The organism is Paenibacillus sp. J22P59, assembly GCF_059383895.1.
Window position 1 is genome coordinate 97,613 of sequence record NZ_JBXENX010000016.1, and the last position, 16,886, is coordinate 114,498.

At 44.3% G+C, this 16,886-nt stretch carries 15 protein-coding genes; 5 read left to right on the forward strand and 10 right to left on the reverse strand.

Annotation, left to right across the window (positions count from 1 at the left end; all coding sequences use genetic code 11):
- Positions 1–4: 4 nt before the first annotated feature.
- A complete protein-coding gene (locus AC50YO_RS22625) occupies positions 5–430 on the forward strand; it encodes a VOC family protein (RefSeq protein ID WP_494850503.1) in 426 nt (141 codons plus the stop codon).
- Positions 431–507: 77 nt separating this feature from the next.
- Here the strand turns inward: AC50YO_RS22625 and AC50YO_RS22630 are convergent, their stop codons facing one another.
- From AC50YO_RS22630 to AC50YO_RS22650, 5 genes are all read right to left on the reverse strand, one after another.
- A complete protein-coding gene (locus tag AC50YO_RS22630) occupies positions 508–1,731 on the reverse strand; it encodes an RtcB family protein (RefSeq protein WP_494850504.1) in 1,224 nt (407 codons plus the stop codon).
- Positions 1,732–1,829: 98 nt separating this feature from the next.
- Positions 1,830–3,311: a nicotinate phosphoribosyltransferase gene (locus tag AC50YO_RS22635; RefSeq protein ID WP_494850505.1), complete on the reverse strand. Its 1,482-nt coding sequence runs from the start codon at positions 3,309–3,311 to the stop codon at positions 1,830–1,832.
- 12 nt (positions 3,312–3,323) lie between these two features.
- Positions 3,324–4,127: a ribose-phosphate pyrophosphokinase gene (locus AC50YO_RS22640; RefSeq protein ID WP_494850506.1), complete on the reverse strand. Its 804-nt coding sequence runs from the start codon at positions 4,125–4,127 to the stop codon at positions 3,324–3,326.
- 148 nt (positions 4,128–4,275) lie between these two features.
- Positions 4,276–4,950, reverse strand: coding sequence for an MBL fold metallo-hydrolase (locus tag AC50YO_RS22645; RefSeq protein ID WP_494850522.1), 675 nt, complete (start codon positions 4,948–4,950; stop codon positions 4,276–4,278).
- A gap of 39 nt (positions 4,951–4,989) precedes the next feature.
- Positions 4,990–6,495 carry a cobyric acid synthase gene (locus AC50YO_RS22650; protein ID WP_494850507.1) on the reverse strand — a complete coding sequence of 502 codons (1,506 nt, stop codon included), beginning with the start codon at positions 6,493–6,495 and terminating at the stop codon, positions 4,990–4,992.
- Positions 6,496–6,658: 163 nt separating this feature from the next.
- On the opposite strand from AC50YO_RS22650, the gene AC50YO_RS22655 reads away from it, so the two are divergent.
- Positions 6,659–7,063: a CBS domain-containing protein gene (locus AC50YO_RS22655; protein WP_494850509.1), complete on the forward strand. Its 405-nt coding sequence runs from the start codon at positions 6,659–6,661 to the stop codon at positions 7,061–7,063.
- Between the two features lie 186 nt (positions 7,064–7,249).
- On the opposite strand, the gene AC50YO_RS22660 is transcribed toward AC50YO_RS22655, so the two are convergent.
- Both AC50YO_RS22660 and AC50YO_RS22665 read right to left on the reverse strand, forming a co-directional pair.
- Complete coding sequence (locus AC50YO_RS22660) at positions 7,250–9,091, reverse strand: eCIS core domain-containing protein (protein WP_494850510.1); 1,842 nt, start codon at positions 9,089–9,091, stop codon at positions 7,250–7,252.
- A gap of 171 nt (positions 9,092–9,262) precedes the next feature.
- Positions 9,263–10,354 carry a DUF3626 domain-containing protein gene (locus AC50YO_RS22665; protein ID WP_494850511.1) on the reverse strand — a complete coding sequence of 364 codons (1,092 nt, stop codon included), beginning with the start codon at positions 10,352–10,354 and terminating at the stop codon, positions 9,263–9,265.
- Positions 10,355–10,641: 287 nt separating this feature from the next.
- Between AC50YO_RS22665 and AC50YO_RS22670 the strand changes: the two genes are divergently transcribed.
- The 3 genes from AC50YO_RS22670 (at position 10,642) to AC50YO_RS22680 (ending at position 15,060) form a co-directional block, all read left to right on the forward strand.
- A complete protein-coding gene (locus tag AC50YO_RS22670; protein WP_494850512.1) occupies positions 10,642–12,912 on the forward strand; it encodes a PA14 domain-containing protein in 2,271 nt (756 codons plus the stop codon).
- Positions 12,913–13,103: 191 nt separating this feature from the next.
- Positions 13,104–13,559: a MarR family winged helix-turn-helix transcriptional regulator gene (locus AC50YO_RS22675; protein ID WP_494850513.1), complete on the forward strand. Its 456-nt coding sequence runs from the start codon at positions 13,104–13,106 to the stop codon at positions 13,557–13,559.
- 127 nt (positions 13,560–13,686) lie between these two features.
- Complete coding sequence (locus tag AC50YO_RS22680) at positions 13,687–15,060, forward strand: MFS transporter (protein WP_494850514.1); 1,374 nt, start codon at positions 13,687–13,689, stop codon at positions 15,058–15,060.
- A 57-nt stretch (positions 15,061–15,117) separates the two neighbouring features.
- On the opposite strand, the gene AC50YO_RS22685 is transcribed toward AC50YO_RS22680, so the two are convergent.
- From AC50YO_RS22685 to AC50YO_RS22695, 3 genes are all read right to left on the reverse strand, one after another.
- The gene (locus AC50YO_RS22685; RefSeq protein WP_494850515.1) at positions 15,118–15,300 is read right to left on the reverse strand and encodes a hypothetical protein; all 183 of its coding nucleotides are present in this window, start codon (positions 15,298–15,300) and stop codon (positions 15,118–15,120) included.
- A 108-nt stretch (positions 15,301–15,408) separates the two neighbouring features.
- Entirely contained in the window at positions 15,409–16,536 is a 1,128-nt protein-coding gene (locus AC50YO_RS22690; protein WP_494850516.1) for a hypothetical protein, read from the reverse strand.
- A gap of 172 nt (positions 16,537–16,708) precedes the next feature.
- Entirely contained in the window at positions 16,709–16,885 is a 177-nt protein-coding gene (locus AC50YO_RS22695; protein ID WP_494850523.1) for a carbohydrate-binding protein, read from the reverse strand.
- Between the last annotated feature and the right edge of the window lies 1 nt (position 16,886).

Here is a 16,886-nt window from a genome sequence, read left to right on the forward strand (position 1 = left end):
ACTAGTGGCGATTAATATTTACTTTAATTTCAATGGGAACTGTCGTGAGGTCGTTGAGTATTACGCAGAAGTATTTGGTCTAGGTACACCGCAAATTATGGCTTTCGGTGATTCGCCTCCTAATCCGGAATACCCGCTTCCTGAAGAAGCGAAAAACTTAGTTATGCACGCACGACTTGACGTTAATGGAAGCACATTGATGTTTTCAGATGTTTTCCCAGGAACGCCGTTTATCGAAGGAAATAATATTACTCTAGCCTATGTCAGCAATAATCAGGAAGAAATCATCGACTTGTTCCATAAGCTGAGAAACGGCGGTACAGTCATTATGGAATTGCAGGAAACCTTTTGGAGCAAATCTTATGGACAGGTTACCGATCGCTTCGGAATCCAATGGCAGCTAAGCTATGATAATGGTGAGAATGCTTAACTAAATAATAACGATAAAGGACAATCATGCCTCTTATTACAAGAGCTCGATTGTCCTTTATTTCATTATCATGAAATTTAGTCCTTGTAAGGATCGAATTCATCTGCGCCAGCCATACACACACCAATAGGCCTCAGGATATGCATAACATCCAGCGTATCTTGATGGGCAGCGAGAACCTCATTTAGTTTTTTGTACACAAACGGACTTTCGTCGGTGCCTGCTCCACGAAGCTCCACACCGAAATCGTCAATCGCCTTCTTCATTTGTGCTGGCGTTATTTTTCCGCCGCTTCTTGTACGTGTCTTCCAATTCATCTTCCCCGCTGCCTCCGTACGGCTCATCAATCGGCCTGCACCGTGTACTGTACTATAGTAGGAATCCACATTCTCCTGTGAGTCCTTCCCTTTTACGATTACGGACAGGTCACCCATACTTCCACCGATAAACCCTAACTGATCGGGAGCAGACGGAGTCGCGCCTTTTCTTACCACGACATACTCTTTATTGTTGTGCATTTCCTTCCATGCAAAATTATGATGATTATGCACCTCGAAGGTTGCGCTTGCCTGTAAAATTCGCAGCACCTGCTCGATCACATAATCTCTTCCTGCGTAGGCATAGCGTCCTGCGATATTCATAGCACGGTAGTACATATCGCCTAACTCCGTATCCAAATTAATTAGAGTCGGACGCTGATCCATACTTTCCCCAGCAGCTTTATCACTAAATTTCCGGCCAGCTGCCAGGTTCAAGAAGCCGCTAGCTGTTTTATGCCCGAATCCACGACTTCCAAAATGATTCGCGATCCATACCGCTTGCGTTGCTTCTTCTACAAAAATATCTACGTAGTGATTGCCGCTGCCTACTGTTCCTAGTTGATTTCTTGCCAGAGCCATCAAGGAATCATGCTCCTGTTCCCCAATCTGCTTATATACGCTCCAGTTTGGATCATCGAACAAATCATGATCTACCTTCTGATCATTGGTTCTTCCTATTCCAAACGAAATTTTCTTTGCAATTTCATTCATAATCATTGGAAGGTTAGCTTTTATATCCTCATATTTCAGATTCGTTCTTACCGCCTTATTCCCGCAGGCAATATCATAGCCGACGCCAGAGGGAGATATCTGGCCTTCATAGACGACAACTCCGCCAACGGGCTGGGAATAGCCTTTATGATGATCCGCCATCAGCAGAACCTGAGCAACATTCCCGTGCTGCGAGCAAGTAACTGCCTGAGATACGGCATTGTCCAGCGGATTGCCCCAGACTCGTATTCCATCAATGATTTGATACACATGAACAGCTCCTCTACGATAAAAGCCCTTTGCAAAAAAAGGATGCGACAAAGCAATATGACTGCCCTGTACATCCTCTTTTTTGTACTGCCTAATTTTTATAGCTGGCTAAGCAGCAGCGTGCGAATCTCGCTTAGGCTTTGCTCCCTTATGAGCTTGCCATCTTCAAATACCGTTTCAAGCAAATCTTGACCTTGAAGGGCTGCCTTATCCGCTTTACTAAGCTCATCCTTATATTGAATAACCCCTTCATGCTCAATAACCGAGACTAGCCCTTTTTGTGATCTTTTCATACCATCATCGGTTTTGGGATCTTTGAATATTTGATGCTCTTCACCGTTAATTTCGACGAAGGTAGCCTTTAGCGCAAAACCAAAGGTATCTCTCGTATTATACTGATACGTATACGAGCCGATGCCATAGACCATATTGGTCGAAGCGAAGCCCTTCGCCTTCAGCCCTTCGCAGATAGCAAGGCAGCGTTCTAATGTAATAGAATCTCCGTAGATTGCTCCAATATGGGGATCAAGCTGCTTGAAGCCTTTCTCTGTAACTGTGCCTCCGAATATATCCCACAGCACTTCTATTAGCCCTTTGCGGACAACCTCATCCTGTGCATCTGGATCGCCTACAATTATTTTGACCGGGTCCCCACTATCTGGACGAACAACGACTCGGCCCTCTCGTGCCATGATCGTATCTTTCAGATTACGATACACGACATTAACGACATGCCAGAAATCCCACGTATCACTGACTATGGAAACGAACCCTTGCGGGTAAACTTCTGTAATCAGGCGTTTAATCACTTCTACTTCGTCATGACCATTGGCACACATAACCGAGTGCTCCGTTGCAGGTATGGAAGTTCCGATCAGCTCCGTCTCCATATTCGCGTTGTAGAATTCCTCCAAATGCAGAATCGCAGGAATCGTATCGGTTCCAGTAAACGACAGCAAATGGCCTGCACCTGACGCCTTCGCTGCTTCAAAGCTAGCCATTCCGCGCATTGAGAAATCATGGCCTTGGAAAGGAACGCCCGAGGTATCGCCATTGGTTTCTTTAGCATAGCTCTCCAGAATTTTGCGGTATTCAAAAGCCAGAGTCGCATCTGTCGATGGCTGCCACAGCTCACAAGACATTAGCGTTTCAAGATAGTTCGTAAGCCAGAAAAACGCAGGATGAGTATTCTCTATCGTCAGCATTGGAACGCGTAAGGGAACCAGCGTGCCTTCTTTTACAGCATTCACTCGAATAGGTAAATAGCCAAGCTGATGCAGCGCTATAATATGAGTCGTATCGGGCTCAGGATTGCCTAACGTGAATTGGATAACCCGTTTGTATTCCGCCAAGACGTCTTCTAAAGGGCGATTGAAAAACTGATCATTGAAATATTGGATCAGGTACTTTTTGATAAAGGCTTGAAATCCGAACGCTACTACCTCATTCACCTCAGATATACGAGTCGTACGAGGCGTCCATGTCGAGAATACGAATTCTGTACCCTGCGGATATTGCTCCTTGTGACTCACTTTATAGAAATCGCAGAGCAGAGTAGCTGGATAAATATAAGGGTTCATGATGTACGCCTCCTATAGTGGTAATACTTTTATTTTTGGTGATTCTGTAAGAGTAAGAATAGAGCTCGTAGTAAAGATTGTTTCAATATATTGATCCGACTTCAGCAGGTCGCCTTTGTATACGGAATCCTCACAATGCGCCACCAATAAATAAATCTGCGCTGCCCCTATTTCTTTTAACGCCTGTGCGCTTAGTTTGAAGGTTCCGCCATAGGAGCATAGATCGTCTAGAATAATGACCTTGCAGCCTTCATGCTCCATTTCCCCTACTACAGATAATTTAGTAATCTGACCTGTTGTGAAATCTCTATTCTTATGGCCGACCAATTGTTTGTAGCCTGTCAGCTTGCTATAACGCTTTTGTGCGCCCGCATCCGGGAAAAAAAGATAATCCTTCTCACGGTCAAAGCCTATCGCTCGGACTACCTCTTCAAGCAGCTTTAGCGTAGGATAAGTCGCATAGCCGCGATCAATCAAGGCTGGTGTCACATCAGAATGTGGTTCTATAATTTCTACCGAAGCGAACTGAAGCGCGTTGATGAAGTCGGCGACATACTTCAAAGTGAATGCGGTATTCCCTTCGCGACGATCCATTCGACTATACGGCATGTACTGAATGACCAAATCCGCTATGGCCTGTTGTTCATCCAAATACTTTTTCACGAACATCAGCTTGATCAGATCACTGTCATTTTGATACTTGAAGGTAACCTTATTTTTGGGCTGAAGATGATCTAGTATTTGCGTTTCTACCATCCGCGTTTCTCCATTAGGGAACACTTCAAATTCCAGCTTCTCTTCATTAAGATAGATCATCCTCACACCTCCAGCTTATATGTTCCAAATTCATCTTCTCCGTCTATAATAGAATATAACAGTGAATTAAACATATTATACGAGTAATGCAATATCTATTTTTAATACCTTACCAATAATTGTATTGCTCTGCAATATATTCTTATCATTACGAAAAATTTATGGCACTTTTTTGATTAGGCCTCATTCGAACCTTAATGAAATCCTCTTTTGTATCCAGTTGAAAATAAATATTATGCCGGAGCAAATGTCCCATCGTATAGCCGGGCGCTTTTCCGAAGGAATGACCTGGATACACACGTATATGATGAGGAAGCTCTCTCTTCAATCTTTGAATAGATTCAAACATTTGCTCGGGACTTCCTCCAACCGTATTGCATATTCCACAGCCTTCAATAAAGACGGTATCCCCGCTAAACAGATCATGGCTTAAAGAATAACAAAGACCCCCGGCAGTATGGCCTGGGGTTAGCAAGCAGACAATCGGGGTATTCCCTAGCCTTATTATCTCTTTATCCTTGAGTGCATACAAATTCGCACAAGAATAACGATAATAATCAATTTCCTCCTGTGCCATATAGACGACAGGGCTGTATCGCGTAAGGAATACCTCGACCAAATGGACATGATCAGTATGGGAATGAGTCAACAATATCTTCGTCACTCGGACACCAAGCCGATTAATTGTTTCGCAAATCTTATCTTCCTCCCAAGCAGGATCAATTAAAGCGGCTTCCTTTGTTATACGGTCAACAATCAAATAGGTATAGTTGATAAAATGATTGTGCTGAACTCTTATAGGATAACAATCATAAGGCTGCATTTCTTTCACCTGTCTTTTATCAAATTAACGAACGAACCATCATCCTATTATTTCGTAAAGCTTCTTCAAATCCAGATGAGCGCGAACATGCTCCGCCAGCCGGTCAAAAGCATCTGCCTGGCGGCTTCGGAAAGGTAGAGTCGAGTGAATTGGCTCCAGCCCCTTCAAGGCTCGAACTGAATTCAGCCAGCTGCGACGAAAATCATCATTATGAAAAACACCATGGAGGTAAGTGCCCCATACTTGCCCATTATCCGATATTGCTCCATCGAGACCATCGCCAAGCGAGAATAAGGAAGCAACAGGCTCTAACTGCTCAGTCTGACCCATATGTATTTCGTAGCCTTCTATAGTTGCTCCAAGGAAAGACGACCAAGACTCTACATCGCATACGACTTCCCCTTGCACCCGAAGGGTACGCTTTTCCTTGCTGAACGTCGTTGACAGCGGCAGCAAATCGAGGCCGTGCACCTCACCAAGCACCGATTCGATTCCGAACGGATCGCTTAATGTGCGACCGAGCATTTGATAACCTCCGCAGATGCCAACCAGCCTGCAGCCGCTTACTGCCAAACGTCCGATCGCTTCCGCCAGTCCTGATTGCTGCAAGTAGAGCAAGTCCTCCACCGTATTTTTTGACCCTGGCAATATAACAACATCCGGGTGCTGTAGCTGGTTCACACTTTGCACATAGCGTAGGGCTATATCCGGCTCAGCAGCAAGCGGGTCAAAATCAGTAAAGTTCGATATTCGAGGAAGCCGAATCACCGCAATGTCCAGCTCATTCTCCGTTGCTTCCACATTGGGAAAATGCTCAAGTGCTACCGAGTCCTCAGCCTCGATATCGAGCTGTGCCATATGAGGGATAACACCTAGCACAGGTATGCCGGTGCGCTCCTCCAACCACTCAAGACCTGATTGAAGCAAGCTGATATCTCCCCTGAATTTATTAATGATAAAGCCTTGAATCCGCTCTCGCTCATGTGCATCCAGTAATTCTAACGTACCAACGATGGAAGCAAACACTCCACCCCGGTCAATATCGGCTACAAGCAGCACCGGCGAGTCCGCCCATTCGGCTACACGCATATTGACAATATCGCGGTCCTTGAGGTTAATTTCCGCTGGGCTCCCCGCCCCTTCTATAACGACAAGCTCATAGTCTTGTCTAAGGCGGCTCAATGCAGTCTTCACAATTTCTGCGGCCATAGGCAAATACTCTTGCCGATAGCGCTGTGCGCTCATCTCTTCATGCGGCTTCCCATGAACCACAATTTGCGCTCGCATCTCGCCTGTGGGCTTGATTAGAATCGGATTCATATCCGTTGTCGCCGGAATGTCGCAAGCCTCTGCTTGCACACCTTGAGCGCGGCCGATCTCCTTGCCATCGAGCGTTACGTAGGAATTCAGCGCCATATTTTGCGACTTGTAAGGAGTCACTTTCCAGCCATCCTGCTTAAAAATTCGGCACAGCGCTGTCGTAATAACGCTTTTCCCAACATCCGAAGCGGTTCCTTGAATCATAATCGTTCTAGCTTGCTTCATGAGACTCCCTGCTTTCTCTAAGTATGATGTATGTAATTGAGGGCTTCTCCAAATAACGCTCGCATTCGTATGCTGGAAGCAATTTCAATGTGTTTCATTATCAAAGTATGTTTTAATAAAGGTAGCGCTATTTGTTCATTCTACAGTAAAGGAGTTCTTAACTATGCAAATTAGCTCTTTTCTACTGCCTAAAGATGCAGTAGCTTTCATTCAATCCTCTGTCTCCATGCGAGAGGCGATGGAGCAGTTGGAAGCTCATCACTATACATCCATTCCTATTATAGACCATGATGGCAAATATATTGGAACCTTATCTGAAGGCGATCTGCTTTGGAAATTAAAAAACACGCCGGGTCTAACCTTTGACAATATGGAGCAAGTATCAGTCAACGATATTAAGAAGCGTATCTATAATGAATGTGTCTCCATTAATGCATTCATGGAGGATATGCTGGCATTGGCTGCTGATCAGAATTTCGTGCCCGTCGTAGATGATCATGGCATTTTCCTTGGCATTATTCGTCGCAAAGATATTATCGCCTATTATACGAGCAATATAACGGATTGAAAAAGTCAGGATCTTGTTGTTGTTCCTCTTTCCGCATTGCAGTTGAAACAGATTAACGTCTTATCGTCTTCGATAATCCCTTCAAGAAATCCATCACTGCAATAAATAGCCTTATTACAATACTTGCAGCGACCAATCAGCTCTCTAATTGGAATCACATCCTTGTTATCTTGTCTAGGTCTTTCCCTAATCTTCCTCTTGATTTAGAGTCTTCACAAGATGAAATACCTGTAAGGATACATGTGCCCATTGGTCGACTGCAAGATTTCTTGGAAGACGTCTGAGCTCAAGCACCATACCCTCGCGCCCATTCCCAATATCCACAGCACTAGACATATGAAAATCGTTCAAGCTTCTTCCGTCTGATTCTTCATTATCATCTACTTCACTAATGGATTCGCCAAATTCTGATAAACGATCCTCTTTGCTCTGAAACAGCTTAGTCAACCATTCTTTATTCGTCAATTTAACCAGATTTTTACTAAAGCCTTCATATTCATATAATCCTTCTTCTTTAAATCGGCTAGCACCCTTTACGGGGAAGAGATCCTTCTCAGCTACACCAGCAATCTCCATAATCTGCCCGATGGCTTCCGGTTTCATCATAAAGGCAGCATCTTCATCAGTAAATGTACTTGCTATGGTTCCGAGATTAATACGAGACATGAAAGCAGCTATTCCCTTCGCATCCTCAAATACAGTACTCGCCCAATCCGCTGAAACGAGATAGTTAATAATAATGCTTAGGAAGCCTTTGAACTTTTGTGATAATCCATGCTCAGATTGCAAATCACTCCAGCAAACATCCAGATGATTAACTGAAATTAAGGTATGACTTCGCTGCTGCTCAGCTCCGACTTCCGTTTTTGTATCCCAAATATCCGCAGTCTTCTTTCCATCCTCTTTAGCTTTAATTGCGCCTCGAGATATGACATCCATCATCTTATGCACCTTGGTCATCTTGATGCCTACAGTTGCCTGCGGATGGGATAATATGCGATCTGAGTTAAGCCTAATCCCCCAATCCTTCGTTACACTAACAAATTTATTATCTGCAAGCTCAAAGCGACTTTCATTCTCTTTGCTTTCTGCCTCTTCGTTTACAGGATTCATGTCGTGCATAATTTGATCAAGCGTATTGATCTTACCTTTATTCTCCTTATTTTGTGCCTCCAAATACTGCACGAATTGTGTAATTTCTTTGAGTGCTTGTGTTAGCTGACCTTCGCCTTGCGGTTCCTCAAAGGGCTTCGTAACAACTTCAAAGTAACCATTATCGCTTTCAACTGAAAATAAATTCGAATTCAGCAGGTTTGCTTTCTCTTGGTCATCACTATGCTCATCACCGTCATCCTTAATAATTTTAGTGCCGCGTGATTCAAATTCAAAGCCTACTATCCGCTGAATAGGCTGGCTGACGGCGGGTTTATTAAAGCTGGCCTGTTTGAACTTCTCCTGAGCGACAGAGGAAGACTGCATTCGACTTGCTCTAGCTCCCATGATATCCGCCTCTTTCTCTAGCGACGCTTCATCATTAACAGGAAGTCCTTTTGCTTGCATCGTTGCCTTTACACGGCCTTGTCTCTGCTGAACAACATGCCAGCCTTCATGAGGAAGATGCCGTTCTTGCCCAGGCGCTATATGAATATCATTTCCTTGTGCATAAGCCAATGCTTGCAATTGATGAGGTTTATCCGAATTATAATGGACCTTTACATCCGATAGATCCATGCCCGATAGACTTTCCAAGCCCGTTTTTAGCTGATCCGGCATTCCTGTCTGGTTCTGTCTTTTCTGTATAGGCTTTGTCGCTTGGGACTGCGATTGCATCAATTGAAGCACAGCGGCGTTCCCAATCGTTTGTTGTAATTGTGCAATATGGGAACGGGACATTGGCAAGTCAGATCCAGCAGATCTAGACCATTCTTCTTTCGTTTGTGACGTGCTTGCCTGTTGCGAGGCTCTTAACGACTTAGATGATGCAGAATCAGAAGCTTTATAGCTTGTTGCTGGCTCACGCTCTTGCAATAATCCCACCTCCACTACATATAGATCGTTTACGAAAAACGGCAATAATTCGAATTCATTGTATCACAAAAAATAGCAGTTTTTATTTAAATTCATTCTTTTTTCCAGTTTAATCTTCCTGTTTAGTTTCATACAGTAGCAGCTGATATTAGCATACCGTCAGACTTCAGCTCATCCGTATCTCACAAGGATGTGCCAAAGCTGTTTGAAATGCTGGGATGTCTCGTTAGGGGTGCCCCAGTCTTGCCAACTTTCAGGATGATAGTGGAGCGCTGCTGCTGCTCTGCCCAAGGTAGCTGCATCTAACTCGCCTGGTCTTATAGCGAACCCTCGATTCACACGTTTTGCAAAATGAGGCATCGCCGGACCTCGAAAATCGTCCGGAACAGCCTGCGCCGAAATCCTGAAACCAGGATGCCAAGCTAGGGTTACGTTGTATTTAGAGCACAAGCTTTCAAGTTGATAACCTATCTTCGTCTCTTTAAACGACGAGTCCGCGACTAGAGCCTCGACATCCCTGGACATTCTAATGTCTCCATGGACTTGAGTCTCAATATAGTCATCTAGCGATCGCCCAAGATCAGCACAAACATCGTCGGGTGTGACTTCGTGTAGCTCGAGGAGGCGTTTTACAAGAGCAAATACATCAGTATTTGAAGAGCCAAGCGCTTCGCGGGTGATGTCGGTGCTTCGAAGCAACTCGGCTAAGACCGTATCGAATATATCTATCGTCCCTAAATGCTCGGGACCGATATGGCTATCGCCGAATGTAAATGTACTACGACTTAATATATGAGGTCGCAGTCGAAGATAGCATGAGCCAAATCGTGGGGATGCACCATCCGCATAATTCATTAGGTTGAGAGCACCGTATTTCGGTCTCTCGTAGTCTTGTACACCGTACGATTGATAAGCTCCACCGAAAAGCTTTTCCTCCCAGAGATCGCGATCCCCGCCTAAGAACGCCGTTCGATTTCCATTGGAAACTCCCGTCACAAATTGGCTATGGTAGCTGCCCTCTCGCAGTAGACCCTCAACAACGGTCAGGCCGCTCGGCAGAATTCGGTCCGGATGGAAGTTTAATGTGACACGAGCGTGCATACCGATGCGCGACAGAAGATCGTCAAATGTCTCGGAGATCAAGCCATTGCGCACTAGAATTTTCTCGGCTGACTCACGCATGCGACTTCGCATTAGCATCGCATTCGATTTGACATGATTAAGCGCAAGCGCCTGTACTGCTGTCAATAAGCTTTCACCCAATTTTCAGTCCTCCTCGTATTGAAATTGATGACGTCACTCCATGACATAGATTTCGCAAGTCGATGCCAACTGCCTCCTGATAATAAGCCAAAGAAGGATGGATTACTTTTATCTACTATTCTACCAAATCTTAATAATAAATAGATTGCACACCAGCTTAATTCGGAGTAATATCATGGGTATTAAGGGTTAATCCCTTAAAGTTTGTCCTTAACTAGACAGGCGGTGATGAGAACATTCAATAATCGTTATACGAAGTGAATTATACATAGAAGAGAGGTATAGTAATGAAATTAACCAAATCAATTGTTGTAAGTATTGTACTCGCCTTATTCATTGCCTTGTTGCCGGTATCTTCAGCTTTTGCAGCAGCAACCGGTGTTCCTGGTACGCCTGCATTGGCCCATAATAACTGGGATGGTGACGGCAGCTATACATTAACGACCAATCTTTATTGGGGCAACAATGGAACCACGCTAGAAATCTATGAAAATAACGTATTAATAGATTCCCAGAGCTTGCCGGATCAAACCCCGAGTTCTCAAACTGCAACTACTGCAATTAGCGGCAAGGCTTTAGGCAGCTATACGTATACAGCCAAGCTGATTAATAGCTTTGGTTCAACTACAAGCCAACCCATTACAGTATCCGTAACGAATAGCAACACACCTCCCCCTACGAGAGGCTTGACCGGATACTACTTCGACAACAAAGACTTGTCCAACTTCAAGCTCAGACGGACAGATGCTAATGTGAACTTTGATTGGGCAGCTAATTCGCCTGCTGCCGGACTTAATGCCAATACCTTCTCTGTTCGTTGGCTCGGAGAGGTGGAAGCCTCTTATAACGAAACGTACACCTTCACTACAGCATCTAGTGATGGCGTACGTCTATGGGTGAATAATCAGCTCATTATTGACCAATGGCATGATCAAGCCGTGACGGAGCATAGCGGCTCCATCGCCCTTAGCGCAGGACAAAAATATGCGCTCAAGCTGGAATATTATAAAAACACCGGCAATGCAAGCTCTAAGCTTTATTGGAGCAGCCCTTCCATCGCCAAAAGCATTATTCCGCAAGATAAGCTTCTAGCACCAACTAAGCCTGACATCGATGTCACCAATTTTGTTAATAACGAGACGATCGGATATGGCCTTCCCCTAATTCGCGGCCTGTTGAGCGATACAGGCGCAACTTCCGTCACCTTAACCAACACTTCCTCTAATTGGAGTACGAATGTATTCCTAGGTGAAGCGCATCAAGGCCATTTCAAAGTATTTGCTGATCTTGTGCCAGGTGTGAATAATCTGGTGATCCAGAATGGCACGAAGCAGACAACATTAACCTTGAATTACGAGCCTTTGAATAATAAAGCAAAAACCCGTATATTCTGGTATGTTCCTAGTGATGGCAATACGGAATACCAAACAACATTCACGAATGACCCGCAGAACTATGCTGCCAAGCTAAGCACCTATGCGAAATTCATCCAATCGTTAACTGCTGAATCACTGAACAACAATGGTCAAGGCAGGTCTACCTTCGATTTGGAGACGAACCTAACGACTGGCAAGGTAAATATTAACGTTCTGCAAAGCACGCACCCTACCTCTTATTACTATAATACGTCTTATAATAAGGACAATCTCTGGCCAGAAGTCGGGGATGCAATCACACAGCAATATCCACAAGCAGGCACAAAAAATCTCGCTTTCGTTGGTTTTACCAAATATGATGCAGCGGCCAATTACATGTATGCTCATATAGCCCTTGGCGGAGGCGATCACGGTGTATTCGGAGGCTCTACGGTGTATTTGTTCCCAAATAGCGAAACTGAGATTCAAAGCGCCTTCGCAGATCTTAGTGCAGTAGATTCTAACTTTGTCGGTGAACCTGCCACAACAAGACAAAAAGCACTATCCATAGGTTATGGAGCTGCTTTGCATGAACTTGGCCATGCTCTCGGGCTGCCGCATGAAGGCGGTAATAATTCCATCATGTGGCGCGGTTTTGACTGGCTGCATCGTTTCTCCCTCTTAAAGGATGCGAACGGCTATGTGTTTGGCGATAATGAGCTCCCTGAGTGGGACCCAATTAGCACTGCCAAATGGATTAATTACCCCTTCTTCAAAAAGAACACCCAGCCAGTAGGACTTACCCAAGGCGGAACTATAACGGTCAGCAATACCAATAGCCCGCTGAATGAGACTGTACAAAATCTATTCGATCATAATGATGCTACCAAGTGGTTCGTATTCGACGGCAATCCATCCGTTCAATATCAATTCGCCGGCACGAACAGCTATGCGGTGAAATCATATTCCCTTACTTCAGGCAATGATTATTCCGAGAGAGATCCGTTGAGTTGGACGCTGTCAGGCTCTAACGATGGAACAAGCTGGACGGTTCTCGATACGCGTTCGAATGCCAGCTTCGCGGACCGCTATACGACCAATACGTATACAATCAGCAATACTACCAATTACCGCTATTACAAATTCGACCTTAGCAATAATAACGGAAGCTTGCAGCTTGCAGAGATTCATCTGTACGATTAATTGCTAGTGATTTACTATTAAAAGAAACAATAGACTGGCGCGACATTCAAACCGTGCCAGTCTATTGTTTTCTTTTTTTTACCCCATGCATGATCTATTTCTGCTCGGTGCGCTTCACATTTTGCCACATATCGCATCTCGTGTAACCCAATCTCTTGACAGCAATATTGTTTAGCTACTATACTAAAATCATGAAAAAAGATACTTTTACTCCATCCGATTCTAACAATAGCGGCAGCCGCAGTCTCGGCCGACTGATTATGCAGCTTCGCAGACTGGAACGCCAGCCCCATCACTTTGGAGAAGCAGGTGCCTTAACTCCTAGCGAAATTCATACGATTGAGGCCATTGGTCCTGATCAAGGTGTTCTTATGAGTGAACTCGCGGCACGTCTTGGCGTTACAAAGGGAGCTATTACACAGCTCGTCACACGGCTTGGTGCCAAAGAGCTTGTCCGACGTTCCCCGCATCCGAATGATTCAAGGGGTGTCCTGATTTCACTAACCGACTTAGGAAAGGAGGCTCATGCAGCCCACGAGCTTGTCCATCTGCAATTCTATGATCAGCTTCGTTCGCAATTAAGCAACCAGGAGATCGAAATCTTCGAAATATGCATCGAAAAATTAAATCATCTTCTACAGAAATGATTTTTTTTACTTATATAGTATAGTTTCTATACCATCATACCCAACCATAACAAACGGAAATGTCGGTGACTACTAAATGAAGCTTCCCAACAATCAAGCTATATCTCGTACTCATGGAGTACTCCTATTGATTGCTATATGCATAGGAGCATTTATTTCACATTTTACAGCAGGGGTTGTCAATGTTTCTCTACCGCTCTTTGCAAAAACCTTTCACACTGCACCTGAGACCATTCAATGGATTACGACAGGCTACTTGCTCGTTATCGCTTCCCTTCTGCCGGTGATGGGAAAATTGGGGGATCGTTATGGTTATCGCCTTATTCATAATTTTGGATATGTGCTATTTGGATTGAGCTCTGTCCTTATCGCATTTTCCTCTACGATCACGGAGCTTCTCATCCTAAGAATCATACAAGCTGTAGGTGCCGCCATGTTTCAAGCCACCAATATTGCGATAATTACCATTCATCTCCCTATGGAAAATCGAGGACGGGCACTTGGTACCGTAAGCTCGTCAGTAGCTCTCGGAGGGATGAGCGGTCCGATTACAGGAGGATGGATTGCAGAATGGCTCGACTGGAACTGGTTATTCTTAATTCATGTTCCTATTGCCTTCGTTGGCATATGGCTCGCTTTTCGCTACATACCCAAGCGCTTAGTGGAAAAAAAGCCCGCTTCATCTGACTTCGTTGGTGCTCTGTTGTTCCTTATAGCAATAAGCTCACTCATTCTTGGAATATCCAATGCACACAAATGGAGCTCGTTGTCTTGGGATAATATAGCTATCGTGGCCATTGCTATCCTTGCGATACCTTTATTTCTACTATGGGAAATGTCGCATTCCACCCCATTCATACCAATAAAGGTTTTCCGCATACCTGCTTTGTCATACGGCTTGCTCATAAGCTGTGCTACTTTTATAATGTCCAATACCGTCTTAGTCGCTCTACCCTTTTATTTGTCGGGAAGACTCTCCTTATCCTTATCTTCTATAGGGACCATTATGGCTGCTTACCCGATTCTGCTGGCATTCGCTGGGCCTATCTCAGGGCGCTTGTCTGACCGATATGGCGCTAAACGCTTCCTATTGTTAGGCTTATGCGGGATGGGGAGCGGTCTTACTTTGTTCGCTCTCTGCCTTGAGCAATTGTCAATCGTCTCTATTATTGCTGTACTATCCTTGATTGGCCTAGGAATGGGACTTATTGCCTCTCCTAATAATAGTATTATTATGCAGCATGCTCCTACAGAGCATGTCGGTTCCATAGGAGGAATGATCGCTTTAACACGAAATGTAGGCATGGTTATAGGCGCGGCATTAGGACTCGGAGGTATTGGTAATGGAGCAGGAACAGGACAAGAATTGGAATTTAATTCCTTTGAATTGATCTTTTATATGAATGTTCTCATTTGTATAGGTGCCTTGCTTCTGCTTGGGTATGGCGTATATTTAGAAAAGAGCAGAAAAACAATTGCATTAAAGGATAGCAACCTTTGAATCCTAGAGGCGTCATATTGTTTCTGTTAATGAGCCCAGACTTATATAAATCTCTGATTAATTCTCAAAGGCTACTACCTCATTCTCTTCAATTACTAGAGTAAATTGCAGCTCTTGCTCTAAAGTTTCCCCTGTTGCATCATAGACTTCACGAGCAATAGCAGCTATATTTTGTTTAAGAATACGCTCGTAGTCTTGTATTCTGTGCAGGTAGAAAGCAGATGTTATAGTAGCCTGCATCTTAAAAGGGATAGATAGACGTGAACAGGGCGGATGTATGGCAACATTGATTTTCAAGCGCCAGATTTGCTCTTTATTTGAGCAATCGTCTTGTAATAGTTTGCGTATCTATTCTTCTTCATTAGAAACAATCAATGTGATCTGATGCTTCTCGGTCATGTACAAGGTATAATGAATGCCATTGCGTACCGTATTCCCTTCCCAGTGCCCAGCATTGCCTGAAGCTTCATAGAAGCCTAGGTCTGACAATACCTTACTAACCTCATCCGAAGACAGCCCAGGATTGGTTATTCCGATGATCGATCGCATCCCCAAATAAAATTCATGCTCTTCTTCATCATAATTCACTTGATGCGCAATCACGATTTCTTTGATCCTATTATTGTCTTTATTGATTGTACCCATGATGCTAATCCGCTTGCTAAGAGGGGCAATATAAGTATGCTGGAACTCCCCTTCATCTACAATAACCTCTGCAATAGCCTCATTCATATTTTGTTCAGTGGCTTGTTGATTAAACTTCTCTTGGAACTGATCCACGGTAAAAGCTACCGTCCCTGAGGAGGCTGGTATAGATTCCTTCTCAGCAGCAGCCTGCTTCATCGCCTCTGTCAATTTAGTTAAAGAATAACTATCGGCCAAGAACCAGTTCGCATCCGGATTCGCATAGGTTTTATTGACCGTTACTTTAATCGCATTGTCCCTGCTAAAAGCAATTTGGCCAGTACCCTGGTTACCCCAGCCATCATCATCATATTGAAAAATGAGCTGTCCATCTTCATAGACGGCTTCTACTTCAATAGAAGCATATCTGCTTGCAGGTGGGCTTTGCGTGCTAACGATCTCTACGTCGTATTTATTGCTGTCAGCTTGCTTCTGAATTTCTACATAATAATAGGCCGCTTCAACAGTCGGTGCCTCGCCCCACTCGCCAATATAGCTTTCCTTATCTGAGTTTTTATCTACAGTTGAAGAGCTTTGCAGCTCTCCGCCTTCATTTAAGACTACAGCCTGTCCTGTCTGTTGTTGATTAATAGCGACATTCAGCAGCCGATTCGCTTCTGCTGTCGGCTTCAGCGCTTTCGCCTCGCGAAAGTAGTTGATCGCTTCATTGTAGTCCTGATTATCCAGCGCTTCGATCCCTTGTTGTAAATTCACTTCATAATCATCTGGCTCTTCTGAGGAACACCCCGCAATGAATACAGCCAGTAAAATAATGATTGCAGCGTACTTCACCTGACATAGCCCCTTTTATAGGTATAATATGAATGCGTTTCCATATTTCCTATTCTACCTCAACCTCTTTTTTTGTAAAGCATAAACTGACACTGTTCGACAAAAAAATAAAAAAGAACACAGCTCCGAAGCATCGGAACTGCGTTCTACTTGGTCTATTGGGCCTATTCAATTACGATTGCACTCTCCATAGTGCTGGCACATTGGAAGGCTCCCAGCCTGCAAGGGAAGTATGCGGTTGAATGCACACATACGTTTTGCCTCCATACGTCACTACATCATTCACTTTGTAGCTGATGCCTGTTGCCCATGCAGTTGGACCGCCCGGCGCATCCGTCGTTGCATTAATG